The following is a 23097-nucleotide window of genomic DNA, read 5'->3' as shown; positions in this document are numbered from 1 at the left end:
CTTTTAAGTAAAATTTTAAATTTGTGTATTACAGTAGTTTCTGCTCCAGTAAATATTCTGCGATCTGCACCGCATTTGTCGCGGCACCTTTTCGTAGATTATCAGCAACTATCCACATATTTAGTGTCTTTGGCTGGGAATGATCTCTTCGAATTCTACCTACAAAAACATCATCTTTTCCTTCGGCATAAATAGGCATTGGATAAGTATTTAATTCCGGGTTATCCTGCACCGTAATTCCTGGAAAATCACTCAGGATCTTTCTAACATCTGCTTCTTCAAATTCTTTATGAAACTCGATATTCACCGATTCTGAATGTCCTCCAACCACCGGAATTCTAATCGCGGTTGCTGTAACGTTTACTGAATCATCATCGAGAATTTTCTTGGTTTCGTTCGTTAATTTCATCTCCTCTTTCGTGTATCCATTTTCCTGGAATACATCGCAATGCGGCAACGCATTTTTATGAATTGGATAAGGATAAGCCATTTCTTCTTTCTTGCCTGCATACTCGTTCTCCAGCTGTTGCACGGCTTTTACGCCAGTTCCAGTGATAGACTGGTAGGTTGAAACCACAACTCGCTTGATAGTATACGCATCATGCAATGGTTTTAAGGCCATTAATAACTGTATTGTAGAACAATTAGGATTCGCAATGATCTTATCTTTTTCTGAAAGCAGGTTAGCATTGATCTCGGGAATGATAAGTTTATTCTTCGGATTCATTCTCCATGCTGAAGAATTATCGATCACTGTAGTTCCTGCGGAAGCAAATTTTGGAGCCCATTCTAATGAAGTGTCTCCACCAGCTGAAAATATGGCTACTTCCGGTTTCATGGAAACTGCGGTTTCAAGACTTACTACTTCGAAATCCTTACCATTATAGGTCAATTTCTTACCTACAGATCTTTCAGAAGCTACAGGAATAAGTTCGGTAAGTGGAAAATTACGTTCTTCCAGTACTTTAAGCATTACGCTTCCTACCATCCCGGTTGCTCCTACTACAGCTACTTTCATAATTTGCTTACTTTAAAAAGTGAATTGCAAAGTTATTGCTTGGAAATTATTCTGACTGCTTCCCTAATAAAAATTTCAGGAATTTTAAAAAATTGAACCAATTTCAAGTTATTGTTAAAAAAAGACCCCTGGTTTTTGCCAGGGGTTTAGTTTAAGAATGAGTAATGTAGCGGTAAGCGTACGTCTTAAATATTGTTCTTTCTTAGTTCGTCTCGAATTTCGGTAAGTAAAACTTCTTCTTTCGATGGTCCTGCAGGAGCTGCAGCTTCTTCTTTCTTCTTTGTCTTTTCATAAGCTCTTAAGAATATGAAAATGAACAGACCCACGATAATAAAGTAAATGATCGCCTGTATTAAATTTCCGTAGGTAAGGATTGCAGCTTCAGCTTCGATCGCAGCTTCAAGACTTTCGTATTCTACACCATCTAGAGAAATAAATTGCTGGGTTAGATCTGCTCCACCGGTGAGTAATCCAATGATGGGCATGAAAATGTCTGCAACAACAGAAGAGATAACTTTGTTAAAAGCAGCGCCAATAATTACTGCAGTAGCCAGTGCTACGATATCCTTCTTAAGTAGGAATGCTTTGAAATCTGAAAAAAAACTCATGAATTATAGTTGTTAGTTGATTTCCAAATGTATAAAATTTTCTTAAATTTTTAAGATTTGTTATTCGGGTATTACAATTCGTGTGACTCTGCGTTGTATTCCGGTGATCAATTCATAAGAAATAGTGCCTCCAGCTTCAGCAAATTTCACTGGATGCTGAGGTCCTCCAAATACGATCACTTCATCACCTTCTTCACATGAAATATTGGTCACATCTACCATGATAATATCCATGCATACATTACCAGCGATAGGAGCATATTCACCATTTATAAAGACTCCGGCTTTTCCTTTTCCGTAGATCCTGTTGATCCCATCAGCATGACCCAAAGGCAGTGTTGCGATGCGAGTAGGTTTCTCCACTTTAAACGCGCGGTTGTAACCTACCGTATCCCCTTTGTCGAGACTTCTAATCTGGGAAATGATCGTTTTAAGCGTAGAAATTGGTCTTAGTTCAGGATCGATATTTTTATCATTTCCATAGCCATATAAGCCAATTCCGCTGCGCACCATACTAAAAGCCGACTTCGGGTAATTGATCACGCCAGAAGTATTGCAAATATGGAGTATAGGTTCATAGTCAAGGTCTGCAATTAATTCCCAGGTCATTTTCCTGAAAAGGTCGATCTGTCCTACCGTGAATTCACGTTCTTTCCAGTCCTCACTTGCGGCGAGATGGGAAAAAACAGAAGCGATCTTCAGGCTGGAAGTACTACTAATGATTTCCTTGATAGTTCCAATCTCTGGATGATCAAAACCAAGCCTGTTCAAACCGGTATTCAGCTTGATATGAACAGGGTAGTTCTTTTGATTTTTAGCTTCAGCAGTCTCTACAAAAGAACGTAGAATTTTTTCGCTGTATAAATTAGGCTCGAGACAATGCTCGATAATATCTTCGAAATGTGTGAATTGTGGGTGTAATACCAGAATAGGTTTGGTGATCCCATTTTTACGAAGATGAATTCCTTCTTCCACATAGGCAACCGCAAAATAATCGGTACCAAGTTCTTCCAGTTTTCTGGCAATGACAACTGAATCATTCCCATAGGCAAAAGCTTTTACTACAGACAGGAACTTTACTCCTTCATCGATCTTTGCTCTTAAATATCTGTAATTATGTGCCAGTGCTCCAAGATCAATCTCAAGAACCGTCTCTTTGGCTTCAGGCATTTTCTTCGGTTTTTTTAGCATTCAATTCTTCGACAGTCACATCAAGCTTTTTCACTCGCTCCCGCAGCATAGCCTTGTAGTAAGCAGCACGACTTAATGGTTCATATTCTTCATTTTCGCCTAGAAAAACCAGATCATCATTAATAGCTTTACGATAACTGAACTGGGCAAGATTTCCAGTTCTGGTACAAACAGCATGCACTTTCGTAACGTACTCTGCAGTGGCCATTAGATTGGGCATAGGTCCAAAAGGATTTCCTTTAAAATCCATGTCCAGGCCGGCCACGATCACTCTAATTCCCTGGTTGGCAAGATCATTACAAACCGTTACGATCTCATCATCAAAGAATTGTGCTTCATCGATCCCAACGACGTCACAACCATCTGCAAGTAACCGGATATTGGAAGCGGAAGGTACAGGAGTAGATCTTATTTCATTGGAATCATGAGATACGACCATTTCCTCGTCATACCTAACATCAATCGCAGGTTTGAAGATCTCAACATTCTGTTTTGCAAATTTTGCGCGTTTGAGTCGGCGTATCAATTCTTCCGTTTTTCCGGAAAACATTGACCCGCAAATAACCTCAATCCACCCAAATTGCTCTTCGTGATTTACTGTATTTTCGAGAAACATTTTGTATTTTTCAAATCGAAACGAGAAATACCTCTTTCGTATAAAGGTGGAACAAATTTATTAAAAATACAACCCGGAGACGGGGCGAATCTTGAAAGTTATGAAATGAGTAGTAACCTAATTTGCCTACCTATAAATATCATTATTTGCGAATTGCTTCTGACCGATAGAAAACATATAAAATTAAACCGATGAAAAAGAAAATTGAGGCTGATCTGGCGGAGATCGCGGAAAAAATCCTTCAGAATAAAGGGAATTTCAACACGATGGAGCTCAAGGAAAATGCTTTGCATCTCTATGAAAAACTGACTGTTCTTGCTTTTACTGAAAAACATCTTTCAGAGGAAGTTCCTCAGCAAAAAGAAGTGGCAAAACAGGAAGAAGTGGCTGCTCCGAAACCTAAAGTGAAAGATCTGCCTGAGCCTCCAGCTCAATTATCTGCATACGATGAATTTTATCCAGATGGAACTGAATTCAATGAAGATTCAGACGCGATTACCGAACCTAATACTGAAAAGATCAAGGATATTGTAGCGCAAATGCCACCTGAAAGTCAGTCTGTAGATCTCTTTATGAATCATATTAACGATGCGCCAGAAGTTTCTAATTCGGCACCCTATTCACAACAGGTTGAGGAGAAGAAAGATTTCAGAAATATAGGGGTGGATTATGATAATTTGCCAGACTTTGAACCGGTAAAGATTGTTCCAGCCAGTGATAAACCAAGATCCTTAAATGATCGATTGAAAAAAGGGATCAATATTGGTCTAAATGAACGTCTTGCTTATATAAAACATCTTTTTGGCGGAGATACGGCAGATTATAATCGCGTACTATCTCAGCTAAATACTTTTACCAGCCTGGAAGAAGCTTCAAAATTCATTGACCTGGTTGTGAAGCCAGATTATAACAACTGGCAGGGTAAGGAAGCATACGAAGAGCGTTTTAGAGCTCATATAGAAAACAAGTTCGGGAAATAAACGATTATGGGTAAACTGTACCTGGTTCCCACGCCAATTGGGAATCTCGAGGATATCACTTTGAGAGCAATCCGTATTCTCAAGGAAGTTGATCTTATTCTGGCTGAAGATACCCGTAATAGTGGTAAACTACTGAAGCACCTGGAAGTTCAAACTCCCATGCAGAGTCACCACATGCATAATGAGCATAAGACAGTAGATCATATTGTTTCCAGAATTAAAGCTGGCGAGACCATCGCCCTCATTAGTGATGCGGGAACTCCTGCAATTTCAGATCCTGGATTCTTATTGACCCGGGCCTGTGTGGAAGCTGGTATTGAAGTGGATTGCCTTCCCGGGGCTACGGCCTTTGTTCCGGCACTGGTCAATAGCGGACTTCCAAATGACAAATTTGTATTTGAAGGATTTCTTCCGGTGAAAAAAGGAAGACAAACCAGACTTAAAATTCTTGCTGAAGAAACCCGCACGATGATTTTTTACGAATCACCACATAAACTACTTAAGACATTAGGCCACTTTCAGGAATATTTTGGTGAAGATCGTCGTCTTTCCGTCTCCCGTGAGATCACTAAAATGCATGAAGAAACCGTTCGGGGAAGCATTCCCGAAGTTCATGAACATTATACCGAAAATCCGCCAAAAGGAGAGTTGGTGGTCATAGTTGCCGGAAAATCCTGATCTTGGAAGACTTATTATCCACCATACGAGACTGCAGGGTTTGTGAAGAACATTTACCTCTTGGGCCAAGACCTATCATTGAAGCAACACCAAAATCCAAAATCATCCTTATCAGCCAGGCGCCGGGAAGAGTGGTGCACGAATCTGGTGTAGCCTGGAAAGATCAAAGTGGTAAAAAGTTAAGGGAATGGCTAGGAGTTGATGATGATACTTTTTACGATCACGACAATTTTGCTATTCTGCCCATGGGTTTCTGCTATCCTGGAAAAGCAAAGACCGGCGATCTACCGCCCAGGAAAGAATGCGCTCCATTATGGCATGAGGAGGTTCTTCAGTATTTAAAAAACGTGAAGTTGAAGATCCTTATTGGTGCGTATGCTTCCAATTATTACCTCGGAAAGAAAAATAATCTAACGGCTAAAGTTCATGAGTACGAGCAATACCTTCCAGAGTACTGGCCGTTGCCGCATCCTTCCCCGGTAAACCGATTCTGGAGAATGAAAAATCCGGAATTTGAGTCGGCAATAGTTCCTGCACTTCAGAAACAGATCCGGTCAATAATAGGGGAATAAGTCGCTTAGATTAGAAGTAGAATTTTATTACTTTCGGCTGAAATTTGAACGACTATGAAGACGCGCTGGACCCTGAAGCCAAAACCTGATCCTATTACAGCACAGGCACTCGCCGAAAAGCTTGGAACCGGACTGGCAGTATCGAAATTACTGGTTCAGCGAGGAATTACCACCTTTGAAGAAGCAAAGAAATTTTTCAGGCCACAATTAGATGGTTTGCACGATCCTTTCCTGATGAAGGATATGGACAAGGCAGTAGCCAGGATAGAACAGGCGATGGAAGCTGGAGAAAATATTATGATCTATGGAGATTATGATGTAGATGGAACTACCAGTGTCGCGCTAATGTCTTCTTTTCTGAAATTCAGATATCCCAATGTGACCACTTATATTCCAGACAGGTATGCTGAGGGTTATGGTGTATCCTACCAGGGAATCGATTATGCTGAAGATAATGAGGTGAGTCTCATTATTGCATTAGACTGCGGAATCAAAGCGATCGATAAAGTAGCTTATGCAAAGAAAAAAGGAATTGATTTCGTGATTTGTGATCATCACCGCCCAGGCAATGAAATTCCAGATGCTGCAGCGGTACTTGATCCAAAAAGAAGCGATTGCAATTATCCTTATGACGAACTATGTGGCTGCGGTGTTGGTTTTAAACTAATCCAGGCGATCACTATTAAGAATAACGAACCTGAAGAGACTTTACTTCCCTACCTCGATCTGGTCGCTACGGCCATTGGAGCAGATATTGTTCCCATCACTGGCGAAAACAGGATTCTCGCTTATCATGGTTTGCATGTGATCAATGTTGCCCCCCGAAAAGGGATTCAAAGTTTGCTCGGTGAACGTAAAAATGTAAGTATTACAGATGTTGTATTTATCGTAGCTCCAAGGATCAATGCTGCGGGAAGAATGAAACATGGTTTGCATGCGGTAAATCTGCTTACTGAAGAAGATGAAGCTATCTCTGCAACTTATGCGGAAGAAATAGAGACTTATAACACAGATCGTCGAAGTACAGATAAAAGTATTACAGAAGAAGCGAAACAGCAAATTCTGGATCTTCAAGAAGAAAACCGACTAACTACTGTAGTCTATGATGAACAGTGGCACAAAGGTGTGATTGGGATTGTAGCTTCCAGGTTAACCGAAACCTGGTATCGCCCAACGCTTGTTTTTACAAAGAGCGGGGAACGTCTTGCGGCTTCAGCACGATCTGTAAAAGGTTTTGATGTTTACGAAGCTCTGGAAGCCTGTAGTGAACATATTGAGCAATTTGGAGGTCATAAGTACGCAGCGGGATTAACCCTGCTCGAAGCGGAATATGATAATTTTAAAAGAAAATTTGAAGAGGTAGTTTCAGAAACGATCGACAGGCAGCTTCTTACTCCTGAAATTGCCATAGATACCGAGTTGGATCTGAAAGATATTACGCCTAAATTTTACCGGATCCTGAAACAATTCGCTCCTTTTGGTCCAGGGAATATGTCGCCGGTTTTCCTTACCCGGAATTTAACCGATACTGGCTTCGGAAAATGTGTTGGTGCAGATAAAACTCACCTGAAATGCCAGGTAAAACAGGAAGGCTCAAACGTAAAATTTGATGTAATTGGCTTTAACCTTGGCGAAAAACTGAATTTGATAGAACAGGGAAAGAAGTTCGACGCTGTCTTTAGTCTCGATGAAAATACCTGGAATGGTAATACCACGATTCAGCTTAGACTGAAGGATATACGAGAAAGTATTTAGAAAACCAGCTTTTCAAGTTTAAGATCCTTTCCGTCGAATTGCGCAAAAGTGTAATGATTGATCCAATCACCAGTATTGATATAAGTAGCTTTACCGTCAAGATCGATCTCCATAGGTAAGTGTCTGTGACCAAAAAGAAAATAATCATAGTCTTTTTGCTCCAGTTTACGCTTGCAGTATTGTATAAGCCATTCTTTTTCCTCACCTAAGAACTTCATGTCTTCTTCTCCTGAGATCGCTTTATTCTTTACTGAAAAATACTGCGCTAAGGGAACTCCAAGATCAGGATGTAGCCAGCGGTAAAACCATTTGGAAAGCGGGTTGGTAAAAACTTTTTTCATTCTTTTGTAGCCATGATCTCCAGGACCTAATCCATCTCCATGACCAACGAGGAATTTCTTGCCTGAAAATTTGAACTCCTTAGGTTTATGATAGACTGGAATATTTAATTCCTTCTGAAAATAATCCTGCATCCATAGATCATGATTTCCTACAAAGAAATAGATGGGAATCCCTGAATCTCTAATTTCAGCCAGTTTACCCAGAGTTCGAACAAAGCCTTTAGGAACCACGTGTTTATATTCAAACCAGAAATCGAAGAGGTCTCCCAGAAGGAAAATCGCCTCTGCATCCTCTTTGATCTCATCAAGCCATTTCACAAACCTGGCTTCACGCGGTCTGCTTTCTTCCTGAGTAGGTGCGCCAAGATGATTATCACTGGCGAAATAAATCTTTTTTCCCGGGGAAACTTTCATGTTTTACAACTTATAGCGAAGATAGAAATTCTATGGAAACTTCATTTTTAATATAAGACTTAAAGCATTCTAAAAACGTATCGCCAGAAGAGCGAAAATTATTAATTTAGAGATTAAATCCATAAATATTGCTAATATGAAATTTACGAAACTATTTTCTATCGCTTTTTTAATGATTTGTGGTTTAATGAGTTATCAGGTAAATGCCACAAATATTGACAATAATCCGGAAGTTGGTGATCGTCTTCTAATCCAATCTCCAGAAAATACCACGTATACAGCCGTAAATATGCCAAAGCTGAACTTCGTGGTAAAGAAAGGTGGAATGCCGAATTATAAGTCGGTTCAAAATACACTGGTCGAGGTGGTGAAAATTTCGCAGAACAAAAAAGGAGAAAATATTGTAACACTACAGCGGGTAGATGGCGCTAAGATCCTTGGTCTAAAAAAATCTGTAAGTGCCAATTATGATCAAGCTTTGCAAATTGGAGAATTAAAAAAGGCATAATTCAGAATTTGCGCAAGGGATAGCAGCGAAAAGCTCCCGTTTTTCACGGGACTTGTAGCGTATAGCCCGACCCGAAGGGGTGCGCCCTAATTATTATCACTGGCATACCACTCTGCAAACGAAGTTTCAGTTTCCTGTAATTTCAAAGAGTGAAGTTTGATATGCTCAGGTAAATGCCTGGAAATTTTGGATGCAAAATCGATCACCATATTCTCACTTGTTGGCTGATAATCGACCAGAATCACATGATGACCACGTGAATTCAACTCTTTTGCCAGCTCTAAATGCGGTGTGTTTTTGTTAAATACGGTCGCATGATCAAACTGGTCTACGATCTCAGATTTCACTATCTTTTTAAGATCCCCAAAATCGATCACCATCCCTAATTTTACGTGTTCGCGGTCTGTAATAGGTTCGCCAATAACTGTGACGCCAAGTTTATAAGAATGTCCATGTACATTACGACATTTGCCATCGTAACCATACAGGGCGTGACCGGTTTCAAAAGTAAATTGTTTGGTGATTCGAATCTTGCTCATTACGCTGTTATTTTGTGCAAAGATAATTGGAATTTTTAAGGCGAAATTTTTAACACCAATGAATTGAATTAAAATTTACATTTGCGAAATTTTTCGCACATGATCCTTAAGGAAAAGGAGTTATTTGAACAGGTAGATTTCGAGCCCAATGAGCTTTACGAGACGATCATTGACGACATTGCACAGCAAAAATATAGCATCGTTGATGGTTTCTTCAATCCTGCTGAGGTAGACCTGCTCAGGTCAACACTCATTGCAAAACATAAGGAAGATGCTTTTAAGAAAGCTGCAATTGGGAATAGAACCAATGAGCTTATTGAAAAATCGGTTCGGGGAGATTTTATTCTATGGATGAATGAGGCTACAGCAGAACCTGCAGAATCCATTTTTTTTGAAAAGGTTAATGATCTGGTGCAATACCTGAATCGTACCTGTTTTATGGGAATACTCCATAAAGAGTTTCATTATGCGCTATATCCGGAAGGAACTTTCTACAAGCGGCATCTAGATACCTTTCAAAATGACGGGCGACGTAAATTATCCATGGTTTGTTACCTGAATAATGAAGACTGGACACCTGAAAATGGCGGTGAATTAAGCATTTATACTACGAATAATGGCAAAGAAGAGGAATTAAAAATTTACCCATTACCTGGAAGGATGGTGATTTTTGAAAGTCAGGAGCTTGAACATGAAGTTAAAACTGTCAGAGTTCCTAGGCTGAGTATTACAGGCTGGTTGAAAACAAGGTAAATTACTTTTTAAACTTTTTGTAAATCACGACTACTATGAGAATGATGGCGAGAAGGATCCAAAAACCCATTCCGCTTAAAAAACTCAGAAATTCCCAGGTATCCTGTTCCATTAGTTCTTGTATTTTCGATTGTTACGAACTCTCCAGCGGTAACGCGCGTATATGAATATGACTATTAAAAATAGTATTGCCAGTAGATACCACAGGTTTTCTGTGATAAATTCCTGAAATGTCCATCCCCATTCCTGGGCCTCGTTTGCATCTTTATCTTTCGGGAGGTGTTCCTGCATCGGGTGTGTTTTTAACATATTTCCACATGAATATAACGGCGATCAATCCAATAACCAGGGCAATTAAAAGATAGATATTTTCACCAAGGAAAGTTCCTATCGTGTAACCCATCTCGTAAGCTTCATCTTTTTCCGGTTTAATAGATTGTATCGAACTCATCTATTTTCTGAATTTTGAAAGTGCATTTTTTGTAAAATCTGAAAGTACAAGTTCTCCAGAAACAGCTGCTCTTACTTCCAGCAGTTGCGGCCAGTGGTCAGTATCTTTCCAGAGGATCTGTTTCATTTCAGTAAGTGCCTGAGGATTATAAGAAGCAAGCTTTTCAGTAAATAGTGATATTTCCTTATCCATGTCTTTAACGGATTCAAAAACACGGGCGAATAGACCTTTTTCTTTAGCCCAATATGAATTCTTCCACTCATGAGCAGCCAGAGTAAGTTCTGCCAGTGCAGCGGTGCCCATTTTTCTTTCTACCGCCGGAGCGATCACAAAAGGACCAATTCCAATACTCAATTCTGAAAGTTTAATCGAAGCGGCTTCCGTAGCAAAAGCATAATCACAAGCAGCGGCAAGTCCAACACCGCCACCAACAGTTTTACCATGAATTCTTCCTACGATCAGTTTTTTACAAACTCTCATAGCATTGATCAATCCTGCAAAACCTGAAAAGAATTTCTTACCATCATCAAGATTATCGATATTGATAAGTTCATCAAAAGATGCACCGGCACAAAAAGCTTTTTCACCTTCAGATTTTAGAATGATCACGGCCACATCCTTACTTTCTGAAAGGCTATGAATCTCATCTTCCAGTCTTTTCAGAAGAACCGACGGAAAAGAATTACTAGCTGGGTGGCCAAATTCCAGGGTTGCTATCTTCTGGTCAATATTGGTAAATAAACTTCCGTTCTCGCGGTTGGTACTCATAATGTGTTACGATTTTACTCAAAAATAAGATTTCTAAGTATATCTCTTGATCGTCTTTAGACTTCTTTGTCAAGATATTTTCTTCGGAAATATATAACTAAAGTACTGCTTCGAATGAGCATCCATACAAAGAACGCGATCCAGATAGCATAGAGTTTAAGTCCGAAATGATCTGCAAGCAGAAGGGCAGGAGTGAAGCCAAGGAAAGTCGCGACCAGTAAGACATTTCGCAAATATTTTGCTTCTCCCAGTCCTTTAAAGATTCCATCGAACATAAATGCGATCGCATTTACGGGTTGCATGATCAAAACTATCCAGAAAACTGAAGAGAATAATGCGATTACACTTGCTTCTTTATTAAATAGCAAACCAATTTGATCATATAATGCAAAGCAAATCCCCATTAGAATAAGCGCGATAAGTACCGCATACTTGCTTATTTTCTTACTCAGTTCCCATAAATTTTTATAATCCCTGGCACCCAATAATTTTCCACCAATCGCGTTTCCTGCATTCGCATAGCCATCTATAAAAAAGCTGAAGAACAACCAGATGTTCATAAGAATGCTCTGGGCTGCGATATAGTTCTTGCCATAATCGGTCGCATAAGCGTTGGCCAGATAGATCGCAAAATTTAGAGCGGCAGTTCTTATGAACAGGTTTGCTGCCATAAGCAATAAAGGTTTCATCTGCGGATTGATCTTTAGACTCAACTTCAAATGAAATGGTGTTTTCCTAAAATAGAACCAGAGTGCCATAATAAGCATAGTCGCCTGCGCAGTAAGACTGGCATACGCGGCACCTTCAAGATGCATAGCCGGTACAAGGCCGTCAATTCCATAAACCAGAATATAGTCAAGAACTATATTTACCACCGCTCCGGTAAGACTGCATTTCATTGCCCAAAGGGTGTTCTGTAAACCTCGAAAAACGCCAAATATTGCGAAGGTCACCAGTGTTAGGGGATATCCAAGTGCCCTGATCTTATAGTAACTTTCAGAATATTGTAGAATAAGACCATCAGCATTATATGCACTGAAGATCGCTTCCGCAAAGATCGCCGTGGTAGCATAAATGACCAGGCTAAACAGAAAATTAAAAAGAATGGTTTGGGGAATTAGAGTCTTGACAGCATGCAATCGGTTTGCTCCCAGATGTTGAGAAACGGTTGCTGAAATGGCAGTTTTTGTTTGCGCTACGATCCAGATGATCGCAGAAAGAAATGAACCTACGATTCCTGCTGCGGCCAGTGCTTCTATGGAATTTTCTTCTACATTTCCAATAACTGCAATATCGGTTAAGGAAATTAAAGGTTCTGCGATACCTGCTATGATCGCCGGGATCGCGATCTTATTAATATTACCAAAACTTACAGAATTTCCCGGTTTTGAGGCCATATTCAGCAAATATAGAAGCCTTTATATTACAAAAGCAACTCGTAACAATAAAAAGGAGCTTCGCTTTGCTTCGGAAAATAGATATTACCCAATCTCTGGTATCCGCGGGCTTCGTAAAATTTATGATTCCGCTTATTTAAACTGAAGGTATCAAGTCTTACCGATTCATAATTCTCATCTCTGGCAAAGTTTTCGGCAAAGTCCATTAACTGTTGTCCTAATCCAGAACCCCAATTTTCTGGATGTGTGGCCAGCCTGTGAACATAGAGATTATTCTCTGTATTGCTTAACCAATTAATAGGTTCATACTCCTCATCCTTAACCGGAGTGAGGATAATGATGCCTAGAATTTCATTATTTGAAACTAGCTTGAAAAGTTCCTGTTTTTCAATATCGGCCTGTAGTTTTTCGATGGAAGGATAGTGTTCATTCCATTGATAGATTCCCTGTTCGATCATAGCTTCGGCACAGGCTTCAGTTAGTTTTTTGATCTCCCGGAGGTCGCTATTTTTAGCTCTTTTGATCATTTGTTGCTAATAAAATAAACATTTTCATATTTATGAAAAATCATTACATTTGCTCCGCTACGGGGGATTAGCTCAGCTGGCTAGAGCGTTTGGCTGGCAGCCAAAAGGTCATCGGTTCGACTCCGATATTCTCCACAAAAAAACCACTGAATTTCAGTGGTTTTTTGTTTTTTCAGGATTAATCGTTATCGGCATATTCAGCATAAAGATCCTCAGCATCAGCATTCAGGAACTCGATCGTTTTATTGATCACATGTTTGAATTCCTTTGGAAGTTCCTCTTCATCTTTCCAGGGATGAGAAACCCCGAAGACATGATCTGCATTTTCGACTAGCAATAATTTGGGAGCAGGACTCCACTCAAAAAGATTCCCGGCCTCTCCAATAGATACACTGGTATCACTACTTCCATGAGCGATCAAATGTGGAATTTTCAATTTTTGAGCCGCCTTTTTAATATTAAGCTTCTCTTTGTTTTCTTTAAAATTTTTATAGAACTGGTAGTGGTGAGGTAATTGCTGACCTGTTCTGGAGTTTACTATGTACTGAACCCCTTTCTTCTCCCATGCTTCCAGTTTTTTTCCTTCCGGAAATCTTGATCCAAAATCTGATACCGATGCAAGTGTGATAAGTTTGGTGATTCGTTTGTCCTGAGCCGACTTTAATACAGTGATTCCTCCACCTCTGGAATGACCTATCAAACTAATATCTGTAGGATCCAGGTGTTGACCGAACTTAAATGTTGGTAATAGAAGTGAGTCGATGACAGATTGTAGATCATCTAATTCGATGGTGTAATTATTATCACCAAATGCTTCTATCTGGTAAAATTCCGTGGGATTTTCAGGACTTGTTCCGTTGTGACTAAAATTAAATTTCACGAAGAAATAGCCGGCTTCAGCAATCAGTTCGCCCATTTTATCCCAGGCTCCCCAATCCTTAAAACCTTTATATCCGTGACAAAAGATCACCACCGGTTTTGCTTTTCCATCATCCTTAAAGATTAGGTCCATTGGAATTGGCTTGTTGTGACGACCTTCGATGATGATATTCTGTTCCTTAGAAACTTCCATAATGTTTTTTAATTTCTTTTTCGATAAATGGAATTTCTGGATTGCAGATCTCCATTATTAATTTTTTTAGTTCTTTTTGAAAATATTCCAGGGTTTCTGCCTGAATCAAATAGTCTGGTTTCTTGTCAATTTTCAGTTGAAATTTAAGAAATCCTGATCTAAGATTCTTGAAAGATATGATTCCTGCTTCAGCGGGGAATTTAAGATCTTTCTCAAGGGATATCAAGGTGGCGTAAGTTAAAACCTGAAAGCTTTTTGCGAATTTGTCATAATCTTTTGTTATTTCGATCCAGTCCTTCACGATCAGGTCTTTGGACTCAACTTTTCCGGTCTTATAATCCATAATTCTGGTCACACCGTCTGCTTTTTCAACCCGGTCTACTTTACCTCGCAAATAAACTGGAAATTGCAGATCGTCTATTGGTAACGCGACCTTAAGATCTTTCTCTATCTGCACTATCTGAATATCACTCCCATTTTCCAGTCTCTTAATTTCAAAATTCAGAAAATTGCGCATATACCTTTTAGCTACTTCGAAAATCAACAAATTCCGACCTTTATCTAATGGTGCTTTGCTGTAATTCTTGGCAAATTCCTGTGCGATCTGGGTGTTTGCTTCCTTTTTAAATCTTTCAATAATCTCTGCGGATAGTAATTCTCCTTCCAGCGGTTTGTAAAGGTTTTCCAGTGCATTATGAACTACTGTTCCCAGCGTATTAAAAGCTACTGTTTCTTCTACTTCTTCCTGGTCTCTCACTCCCAGCACATACTGATTATAGAAATCCAGCGGATTTCTCATGTATGTAGTCAATGCTGAAGGTGAGAAACCTGAGCCAGCAAGACTCCTTATCTTCTCCATCATTTGCGGAGTTTTCTCTACCTCTCTTAACTTTTGGCCGTTAGCGGGTACCATCGGGTTAATAAGATGCTGGGTGATATGATGCGCTGGAATATTTTCTATCTCCAACTGAGTGATGAATCTGGACTTCTCTCCAGAATTAAGGCCATCTGCTTCTGTATTATAAAGTAGGAAAACCTTTTTTGCACGTTGGAGTAATCTGTAAAAATGGTACGTATACACTGCATCCTTTTCCCGGTAGGTAGGTAGTTTATATTCCTGTTTTAGATCATAAGGAATAAACGAATTATCTGATTTTCCTGCAGGCAGTGTCCCTTCGTTAAGAGAGGTTATGATCACAGTTTCAAAGTCAAGCGCCCGTGATTCCAGCATTCCCATTAGTTGCAAACCTTTAAAAGGTCTACCCTGGAAATCTAGCGTTTCAGTACTTACCAGTTCCTTGTAAAAGTCATGTAAAGACCTGATCGTTTTTATATGGGTAAACTTCTCATTCAGAGTTTCCAGTTTATTAAACAGCTGGTAGAAATGATATAAGAACTCTAAGGAGAGCGTATCTTCTTTAGCTTTTAAATGTGTTTTAAGAATCTGAATTAATTCCTGTACATCTTCAGAAAACCTGGTAACCGAATCGTTTTTCGGTTTAAAACATAGCTCCGCTATTCTTTGATTTTCTTCCTTGAATTCTCCCAGAATTTCTTCAGACTTCAAATAAACAAGGTTGTCTTTATTGATCTTTTTAATCAACCTGTCTGCATCATTGGAAATGATTTCATACAAAGCCGGGTGATTTACGATCCCAAGAACATCTTTATAATAATGATCCTTACTTGTCGAGATATGAATATTAAAGATATTTTCAAAAAGAGAGCTTACAGGCGCATTATCTATGGGAAAACCCATGGTAACGTTAAGATCATTGATATGATCTGGAAGTGAGCTTAAAACGGGTAATAAAAGGTCTTCTTCCCCAAGTACTATCGCCGTATTCTCCAGTTCTTCGGAAGTGAGATCTGTAATGATCTCGCCTAAGTATTTCGCCTGTCCAATATTTTTAGGTACGCCGATAAGCTGGATTTCCTTATCTTCTGAATACTTATTGTTAAAGACAGGCTTCGGGTTCTCCTGGTAAAATTGCCAGTCTTCGAGGTATTGTCTCAGAAATAAAGAGGCACCATGTGCACTATCTTGGTAAAAATGCTCGTCTAGATCCCAGAAAACTTCGGCTTTATCATTCTCCAGCATAAACTGAATGATATGCTGTTCCGAAGCATTTAAAGCATTGAAACCAATAAAAACATGTTTTGATGTAATACTGGCCGAATATTCCTCGATGTTCTCTGATGCCTTACGATAAATAAGGCCCTGGTATCCCTGTTCTTTTTCAAGTAACCTGTTGGCAAGGGATTCATAATAATCTGGAAGTCTTTTCCAGAAAGCGAGGTATTTCTCGATCAATTCTGTTTTCTCTTCTTGTAGATACCAGTGTTTTATATCCTGTATGCCTGATAAGTAATCAAAGAAAGGTTTATAATCGATCAGGTACCGGTCTATTTCATTAAAATCATGAATAAGACTTTGTGCCCAGGTCACAAATGTTTCGAATGTTTCCTGTTCATCTTCAGGAGTCAGTTCTTTATAAACATTGTAAAATTCGAAAAGGGTAACAGTATTGTCAATTCCCTGTAGTTTCGAAATAACTTCTGTAAACTCTTCAATACTATAGATTGTAGGTGCGAAGATTGTTTCTTCTGTTATCGCAGCAAGTTCTTTAAGTAGATAAGCACCGGCACGCTTGCTGGGAAGAATAATGACCAGCTCTGATATATTATGATTGGTAGTCCTTAGTTTTTCGAGGACCTCGCATATGAATGATTTCATAGCCCTAAAATAAAAAACGCCCCGCAATGCGGGGCGTTTTCTTATATGAATAATTCAATAATTAGTTCATTGACTCTTCATTAGACTTATCTTTCATCTCTTTGTCTTTGTCAAGAGAGATTTCAACACGTCTGTTATCCTGTCTTCCTTTTGCAGTACTGTTAGTAGCAATTGGTTGAGTTTCACCATATCCTTCAGAAGTTAATCTGTTAGATGGTACACCATTCTCTTCAAGGAAAGTAGCTACAGAAGCAGCACGTTCTTTAGAAAGGTTCATGTTGTAAGAATCACTTCCTGAGCTATCTGTGTGACCTCCAATGTGGAAGATAGTTTGTGGATACTCATTCATAATATCTACGATAGACTTAAGAGCTTCTTCAGATTCAGTTCTGATAGATGCTTTATTCAAGTCAAAAAGTACAGTCTTAGAATATTCGTTAAGTTCTGAAATTACTTCAGCAGTTGGTTCTGGACATCCGTTAGATGCAGCAACACCAGCTACTTCAGGACAGTCATCATCCTTATCAAGGATTCCGTCACCGTCAGTATCAGGCCATGGGCATCCATTGTTTTCAGCTGGACCAGCTTCTTCAGGACACTCATCTTCATCATCTCTTACACCGTCACCATCAGCATCAGGACAACCGTTCATTTCAGCAAGACCTGCAACTTCAGGACAATCATCATCAGGATCAGCTACACCGTCACCATCAGCATCAGGACATCCGTCAAATTCAGCAAGACCAGCTTCGTTAGGACATGCATCCTGACGATCTTCGATCCCGTCACCATCAGAGTCTGGACAACCGTTGAATTCAGCAAGACCTGGTTGTTCTGGACACTCATCGTCTTTATCATATACTCCGTCACCGTCAGTATCAGTTCCACCGAACATGAACTTAACACCAGCAGCATGCTGGAAGTGAGAAGCCATTTCAGCTTCAAATACGTGCTTATACTTAGATTCTACAGTAAGAGCGATGTTATCTGAAAACCAGAAGTTCAATCCTACTTTACCGTTAAGAGTTGCAGCATCTAGGTTAGAGATATCTTCTCCATCCTGGTCACCAATCCAAGTGTAACCACCACCAACTCCGACAACAGGATCAATCCATCCGTCATTAAGTAGTGCTCTAAGGCTGTAATCCAATCCAAGGTCAACACCATAGTAAGAAAGATCCTGAACTCCTCTATCACCATACTTGTCGATCTGGTTGATAGTACCACTCAATTCTCCTACAAATCCTGCTCCAATATATCTGGATACAGAAAGCTTAGAAACCGATGGAAGAATGTTCCAGTGGTCTCCGGTATCAAAATACTGGTCGAACCATCCACCTAGAGGAGCATCCTCACCGGTTGGATAAAAATCGACTGCATTGGCACCAATACCAATTGCCCAAGGGTTGTCAGCATCCTGTGCCTGAGCCGTAGTAAAGCCCAAAAACAGCAAAGAAGCCAATACAATTTTGCTAAGATGTTTCATATTTAATAGTTTAGTTTTAAGTGTTAATAGTAAGCAAAAGTATATGCTTAATGCATATTAACAAAAGTAAAAATAATAAAGTTTTCTTAATTAGAGCGCGATTCCAAAGGGTTTTCAGCCTTGTTAACGACTGGTTTTCAATGAAATCAACCTTCTTCAATCAATAAATAAGAAGTTAATTTTAGCTAATCACTCCTAATTCCTTTCCAACTTTGGTAAATGCCTGAATCGCTTTGTCCAGATGTTCTTTGTTATGTGCGGCAGATAATTGAACTCTAATTCTTGCTTTTCCCTTCGGTACCACGGGATAGAAGAAGCCTATCACATAGATTCCCTCCTCAAGCAACTTGTCTGCCATATCCTGGGATAATTTCGCATCATGAAGCATTACAGGTACAATTGCTGCCTCGCCATCAATGATCTCAAATCCGGCATCTTTAACACCTTTTTTGAAATAAGCAGTATTCTCTTTTAACTTTTGTCTCAAACTGGAATCATTTTCAAGCATGTCAAACACTTTAATGGATGCTCCCACGATCGCAGGGGCCAGTGAGTTTGAAAACAGGTAAGGTCTTGATCTTTGTCTTAATAGTTCAATGATCTCTTTTTTAGCAGTGGTGTAACCTCCCATGGCGCCACCAAGTGCTTTTCCTAAAGTACCTGTTATGATATCAACTCTACCAAGAACATTCTTTTCTTCCAATGTTCCAATTCCTTTCTCACCAATAAAACCGGTAGCATGACATTCATCGATCATAACTAAAGCATCATACTTATCTGCCAGGTCACAAATAGCATCCAAAGGAGCCACAAGGCCGTCCATTGAGAAAACACCATCTGTCACGATCATTTTAAAACGTGCTCCTTTTTCGTTCGCAGCCTTTAACTGCTCTTCAAGATCATTCATGTCACCATTCTGGTAACGATAGCGCGCAGCTTTACATAGTCTCACACCATCAATAATAGAAGCATGATTTAATGAATCTGAAATAATAGCATCCTCTTTAGTAAGCAGTGGCTCAAAAATCCCTCCGTTGGCATCAAAACATGCAGCATATAAGATCGTATCTTCAGTTCCGTAGAAATCAGCGATCTTTTGCTCCAGTTCTTTATGAATATCCTGGGTTCCGCAAATAAAACGTACACTGGACATTCCAAAACCATGAGTATCCATAGTATCTTTTGCAGCTTGAATCACATCAGGATGTGAAGACAATCCCAGGTAGTTATTCGCGCAGAAGTTGATCACTTCCTGCCCGGTAGATATTTTGATCACCGCGTCCTGAGGTCCGGTAATGATTCGTTCTTTTTTAAAGAGTCCGTCGTTTTTGATCTCTTCAAGTTCTTTTTCTAAATGCTCTTTTATTTTTCCGTACATATCAATATTTTAATTTTTCACTCTCGTGCAAAGTTATAATTCTTTTATACAATCCTAATCTGAACTGGTTCGTTCGTATATACGAGCAGAGATTTCTCCACTTCATAACCCATGTTGGTCATGGCTTTCGCATATTCTGAAACCTGGCGGGTATGAGTATCCACAAAACCACCGGTCTTATAATCTATAATAGTGATCTTGTTATTACTGAAGTTCAGTCTATCTGGACGCAATCGGTTACCATCCTGGGTAATGATTTCCTTTTCATTCTTATTATTCACATTTTCGGCAAATAAATATTTTAGTTCTTCGTGCTGAATGATTTTTTCGATACTGGCAGAGATCTCTGTTCTTGATTCTTCCCTTATTAATCCTGAATTTACTGCCCAGTCCATGGCTTTTTCAAGATCTTTGGAAGAATTGATCCTGGCCAGGATCTCGTGAGCAATTTCACCTTTTTCGATAGCCTCTTGCTGTTTTGTATCCCACATTGCGCCAGATCGTGTTACGATATTTACAGCTTTGTTCTGAACCGGTGAAGTATAGAAGTGTTCCGGGAAAATAGAGGTTTTTCCTTTTTTCTCTTCGGAAGAATATTTTAGCTTTTCTCCAAATTCGCATACCAGAGAATCGTCATATTTAGATTCAGATTCCAGGAAGTTTCTAAGGATTCCTGAAATATTAAGGATCTTTTTATCTGAAGATTCGTGACTGGTCATAATATATAGCTGTTCCGCAGCTCGCGTACAGGCAACATAGAGGACATTCAACGTATCCAGCTCATTCTTGCTCAACAAGTCATGATATTTCTCAACCGCTTCCTCATTCCAGTTCAGTAATTTTTTAGAAGCACTTACATAAGCCAGCGGAATATTTTCATCTGGAACGCTTAACCAGAGGTTATCCATTCTTGTATTTTGCAGGTCTGCATCTGCAAAAGGATAGATAACTACCGGAAATTCAAGACCTTTCGATTTATGAATGGTCATGATCTGTACAGCATCATCGGTTTCTGGAACCACAATGCTTAGCCCGTCCTTTTTACGTTCCCAGAGTTCCAGAAATGAATGCAGACTGTTGGAGGTTTTTTGAGCAGATTCAAATATAAAATCCAGGAAAAACTGGATATACGCGTTGGATTTCTGTACAAGTTCAAAACTTCGAATGATATATTCTGCAGCTTCGTAGATCGACAATCTTTTGATCTCCATGAGATCAAAGCTTACCAATTCAGAGTCGAGCCAACCTAGAAATTCCTGTCCGTTTTTAGGCAAATGCTCTATAAGTACTGGAAAACTGTCTTCTTCGGAAATGTATCGAGGCGATAACTGCTCGTAGATCTTCAGTTTTAACTGATCGTCTTCGGGATAAAGTGAAAACTTCAGTAGATCTGCAATTAATTTTACTTCCGAAGATTGAGAAACCAGAAGCGTTTCAGAAGAAATTACTGAAATTCCCTGTTCTGAAAGATATTCTGCAATGGCAATTCCTTCTTTTTTTCGTCGCGTTAGAATGCAAATATCCTGCTTGGAATAACCTTGCTGCTCCAGATCTTTAATGGTTTCAAAAATCTTTTCAGGATAGACTTCCAGTTGCTCTTCAGCATTTTTTGCCTCTACAAAGCTTACGTTCACATATCCAAATTCACCTTTTTTAGGCAATTGTGCTGAATTCTTAAAAAGATCTGCATATTCAGGATGTGTAAGAAGCGTCGCAGCATACTGAAAAAAGCTATTATTGAAGTTCACGACCGTAGAACCACTTCTAAAATTATTTGGCAGGTTCTCAAGAATCTGTTCTACCTGAAACGGACTCGTCTTTTTATTGCTAAGGTCGATAAGTTGTTCTGCACGGCCACCTCGCCAGCGATAGATACTCTGCTTTGCGTCTCCCACGATCGTAATACCAGATGCTTCTTCACCCTGACTAAGATTATGGCTAATGAGTGGCACCAAGTTTTCCCATTGCATGGTAGATGTATCCTGGAATTCATCAATAAAATAGTGCTGATAACGTTCTCCAAGCCGTTCATAAATAAAAGGTGCCGGTTGATCTTTTACCTGTTCACTTATTTTGGGGTTGAACTCTGAAATAAGAATGACATTTTTTTCTTTTTTAATAAGCTCTATTTCCCGGTTTATTTCATTGATCAAGGAAAGCTGAACCAGATTTTTCCGGATCTCGGTAAGAAATTCAAGGTGAAAGAACAGTTTTTTAGAGGTTTCAAAGATCTCCACAATTTCAGGTTGTAAAGAATCCATGCTCATTTGAGTATCCTTACTGGCTTTGGTCTTGGCATACATTGGGGAATCTGCAATGTTCTTCGCCCACGCACTCTCAAAAGCAACCGACATATCACCTTGCTGCAATTTTGAAAAATGCTTTGGTATGTACTTTCCTTTAAAATCTTCTTCTGCCAGTCCTGCGTTCTGTATAACTTCAAAAAAATGATCTCCAAAAGTTTTTAACCCATTTTCAGCTTCCAGCATATCTGCCCTTAATTTTTTGGCAAATGCGGCAAAATCCTCCAGCGTTCTGGTCTTAAGAACTGCGATCTCTTTCTGGTGATTTTCGTTTATGAGCAAGCGCGATATATCGTAAAGATCTCGACTAATATCCCAGCTGCGATCATCATCTGTTTTGGAAAGGGTGTAGTTCACCAGCACCCGGGTTAATTTCTCATCACTGCCGGCGCGGTTAATAAGGCTGTCTACCGCTTCCATTAGAATATCTTCCGCACCAATTTCCACTTCAAAATTCATGGGTATACCAAGGTCACGAGCGAAAGTGCGTATCACCCGATGCGTAAAACCATCTATAGTCGAAATTTCAAATGCAGCATAATTATGAATAATGCTTTTAAGAATTTCCCTGGATTTCTCCCGAATTTGCTCTTCTGAAAGATCATTTTCTTCCATGATCGCGATCATTAAAGGATCCACCTGAACTGAATCTTCTTTCGCAAAACTTGCCAGACTTTCTATGATCCGTTTTTTCATTTCACCAACGGCTTTATTGGTAAAGGTGATGGCAAGGATATTTTTATAGCTATCCTTTCGATTGGAGTTGAATAAAATACTGAGATAACGCTTTACGAGGGTGAAGGTTTTTCCAGAGCCTGCAGAGGCATTATAGATATGAAAGAAATTTTCCAAATTCGGCTATATTATTGAGATTTGAGAGCTTGTACAAAGCTTAAAGTTAAAATAAAAATGACTGGAAACCGGGCATTGCTTTTAAGTAATTTATAACAGTAAATAATTTCCATTAAATGCCTTAATGGCTAAATTTGATGGAATATAAAGTAC

General features: G+C 39.4%; 22 protein-coding genes and 1 tRNA gene. 7 read left to right on the top strand and 16 right to left on the bottom strand.

What is annotated here, in order from left to right; translation table 11 throughout:
* Positions 1-28 precede the first annotated feature (28 nt).
* The 4 genes from ABVM50_RS03925 to ABVM50_RS03910 form a co-directional block, all read right to left on the bottom strand.
* Positions 29-1018, bottom strand: coding sequence for an aspartate-semialdehyde dehydrogenase (locus tag ABVM50_RS03925; protein WP_405200055.1), 990 nt, complete (start codon positions 1016-1018; stop codon positions 29-31).
* Between the two features lie 185 nt (positions 1019-1203).
* A complete protein-coding gene (gene mscL / locus ABVM50_RS03920; protein ID WP_405200054.1) occupies positions 1204-1626 on the bottom strand; it encodes a large conductance mechanosensitive channel protein MscL in 423 nt (140 codons plus the stop codon).
* A gap of 60 nt (positions 1627-1686) precedes the next feature.
* Positions 1687-2796, bottom strand: a complete 1110-nt coding sequence (gene alr / locus ABVM50_RS03915) for an alanine racemase (RefSeq protein WP_405200053.1) — start codon at positions 2794-2796, stop codon at positions 1687-1689.
* Positions 2789-3433 (bottom strand): thymidine kinase, encoded by a 645-nt coding sequence (locus ABVM50_RS03910; RefSeq protein ID WP_405200052.1) that lies wholly within the window; start codon positions 3431-3433, stop codon positions 2789-2791. The genes alr and ABVM50_RS03910 overlap by 8 nt, the downstream gene beginning before the upstream one ends.
* 191 nt (positions 3434-3624) lie before the next feature.
* On the opposite strand from ABVM50_RS03910, the gene ABVM50_RS03905 reads away from it, so the two are divergent.
* The 4 genes from ABVM50_RS03905 to recJ are packed head-to-tail and all read left to right on the top strand — an operon-like array spanning position 3625 to position 7418.
* The gene (locus ABVM50_RS03905) at positions 3625-4413 is read left to right on the top strand and encodes a hypothetical protein (protein ID WP_405200051.1); all 789 of its coding nucleotides are present in this window, start codon (positions 3625-3627) and stop codon (positions 4411-4413) included.
* 6 nt (positions 4414-4419) lie between these two features.
* Complete coding sequence (rsmI, locus tag ABVM50_RS03900) at positions 4420-5091, top strand: 16S rRNA (cytidine(1402)-2'-O)-methyltransferase (protein WP_405200050.1); 672 nt, start codon at positions 4420-4422, stop codon at positions 5089-5091.
* Between the two features lie 2 nt (positions 5092-5093).
* The gene (locus ABVM50_RS03895) at positions 5094-5663 is read left to right on the top strand and encodes a uracil-DNA glycosylase family protein (RefSeq protein ID WP_405200049.1); all 570 of its coding nucleotides are present in this window, start codon (positions 5094-5096) and stop codon (positions 5661-5663) included.
* A 54-nt stretch (positions 5664-5717) separates the two neighbouring features.
* A complete protein-coding gene (recJ, locus tag ABVM50_RS03890; RefSeq protein ID WP_405200048.1) occupies positions 5718-7418 on the top strand; it encodes a single-stranded-DNA-specific exonuclease RecJ in 1701 nt (566 codons plus the stop codon).
* Here the strand turns inward: recJ and ABVM50_RS03885 are convergent.
* Positions 7415-8173: a UDP-2,3-diacylglucosamine diphosphatase gene (locus ABVM50_RS03885; protein WP_405200047.1), complete on the bottom strand. Its 759-nt coding sequence runs from the start codon at positions 8171-8173 to the stop codon at positions 7415-7417. The two genes, recJ and ABVM50_RS03885, sit on opposite strands and share 4 nt — an antisense overlap.
* Positions 8174-8309: 136 nt before the next feature.
* Here ABVM50_RS03885 and ABVM50_RS03880 point away from each other — a divergent pair, with 136 nt between their 5' ends.
* Positions 8310-8681 (top strand): hypothetical protein, encoded by a 372-nt coding sequence (locus ABVM50_RS03880; RefSeq protein ID WP_405200046.1) that lies wholly within the window; start codon positions 8310-8312, stop codon positions 8679-8681.
* A gap of 86 nt (positions 8682-8767) precedes the next feature.
* On the opposite strand, the gene ABVM50_RS03875 is transcribed toward ABVM50_RS03880, so the two are convergent.
* A complete protein-coding gene (locus tag ABVM50_RS03875) occupies positions 8768-9220 on the bottom strand; it encodes a 6-pyruvoyl trahydropterin synthase family protein (RefSeq protein WP_405200045.1) in 453 nt (150 codons plus the stop codon).
* Between the two features lie 99 nt (positions 9221-9319).
* Here ABVM50_RS03875 and ABVM50_RS03870 point away from each other — a divergent pair, with 99 nt between their 5' ends.
* On the top strand, positions 9320-9973 hold the full coding sequence (locus ABVM50_RS03870; protein ID WP_405200044.1) for a 2OG-Fe(II) oxygenase: 654 nt from the start codon (positions 9320-9322) through the stop codon (positions 9971-9973).
* A gap of 111 nt (positions 9974-10084) precedes the next feature.
* On the opposite strand, the gene ABVM50_RS03865 is transcribed toward ABVM50_RS03870, so the two are convergent.
* The 5 genes from ABVM50_RS03865 to ABVM50_RS03845 are packed head-to-tail and all read right to left on the bottom strand — an operon-like array spanning position 10085 to position 13116.
* On the bottom strand, positions 10085-10264 hold the full coding sequence (locus ABVM50_RS03865; protein WP_405200043.1) for a hypothetical protein: 180 nt from the start codon (positions 10262-10264) through the stop codon (positions 10085-10087).
* The gene (locus ABVM50_RS03860; protein ID WP_141876304.1) at positions 10239-10424 is read right to left on the bottom strand and encodes a hypothetical protein; all 186 of its coding nucleotides are present in this window, start codon (positions 10422-10424) and stop codon (positions 10239-10241) included. Before ABVM50_RS03860 ends, ABVM50_RS03865 begins: the two co-directional genes overlap by 26 nt.
* Positions 10425-11192 (bottom strand): enoyl-CoA hydratase/isomerase family protein, encoded by a 768-nt coding sequence (locus ABVM50_RS03855; protein ID WP_405200042.1) that lies wholly within the window; start codon positions 11190-11192, stop codon positions 10425-10427. It lies immediately after the preceding gene.
* 56 nt (positions 11193-11248) lie between these two features.
* Positions 11249-12589, bottom strand: a complete 1341-nt coding sequence (locus ABVM50_RS03850) for an MATE family efflux transporter (RefSeq protein WP_405200041.1) — start codon at positions 12587-12589, stop codon at positions 11249-11251.
* A gap of 26 nt (positions 12590-12615) precedes the next feature.
* A complete protein-coding gene (locus tag ABVM50_RS03845) occupies positions 12616-13116 on the bottom strand; it encodes a GNAT family N-acetyltransferase (protein ID WP_405200040.1) in 501 nt (166 codons plus the stop codon).
* Between the two features lie 61 nt (positions 13117-13177).
* On the opposite strand from ABVM50_RS03845, the gene ABVM50_RS03840 reads away from it, so the two are divergent.
* Positions 13178-13251, top strand: a tRNA-Ala gene (locus ABVM50_RS03840).
* 43 nt (positions 13252-13294) lie between these two features.
* Here ABVM50_RS03840 and ABVM50_RS03835 read toward each other — a convergent pair.
* From ABVM50_RS03835 to ABVM50_RS03815, 5 genes are all read right to left on the bottom strand, one after another.
* The gene (locus ABVM50_RS03835) at positions 13295-14188 is read right to left on the bottom strand and encodes an alpha/beta hydrolase family protein (RefSeq protein ID WP_405200039.1); all 894 of its coding nucleotides are present in this window, start codon (positions 14186-14188) and stop codon (positions 13295-13297) included.
* On the bottom strand, positions 14175-16925 hold the full coding sequence (locus tag ABVM50_RS03830) for a PD-(D/E)XK nuclease family protein (RefSeq protein WP_405200038.1): 2751 nt from the start codon (positions 16923-16925) through the stop codon (positions 14175-14177). The genes ABVM50_RS03835 and ABVM50_RS03830 overlap by 14 nt, the downstream gene beginning before the upstream one ends.
* 61 nt (positions 16926-16986) lie before the next feature.
* A complete protein-coding gene (locus ABVM50_RS03825; RefSeq protein ID WP_405200037.1) occupies positions 16987-18411 on the bottom strand; it encodes an OmpA family protein in 1425 nt (474 codons plus the stop codon).
* A 181-nt stretch (positions 18412-18592) separates the two neighbouring features.
* Entirely contained in the window at positions 18593-19789 is a 1197-nt protein-coding gene (kbl, locus tag ABVM50_RS03820) for a glycine C-acetyltransferase (RefSeq protein ID WP_405200036.1), read from the bottom strand.
* 44 nt (positions 19790-19833) lie between these two features.
* Positions 19834-22944, bottom strand: coding sequence for a UvrD-helicase domain-containing protein (locus tag ABVM50_RS03815; protein WP_405200035.1), 3111 nt, complete (start codon positions 22942-22944; stop codon positions 19834-19836).
* Between the last annotated feature and the right edge of the window lie 153 nt (positions 22945-23097).

Origin of the sequence: Christiangramia sp. LLG6405-1, from assembly GCF_045055805.1 — a bacterium.
In the GTDB taxonomy this organism is placed as follows: Bacteria; Bacteroidota; Bacteroidia; order Flavobacteriales; family Flavobacteriaceae; genus Christiangramia.
Note: the sequence above shows the minus strand (reverse complement) of the source record. Positions and strands in the feature narration are given on the sequence as shown.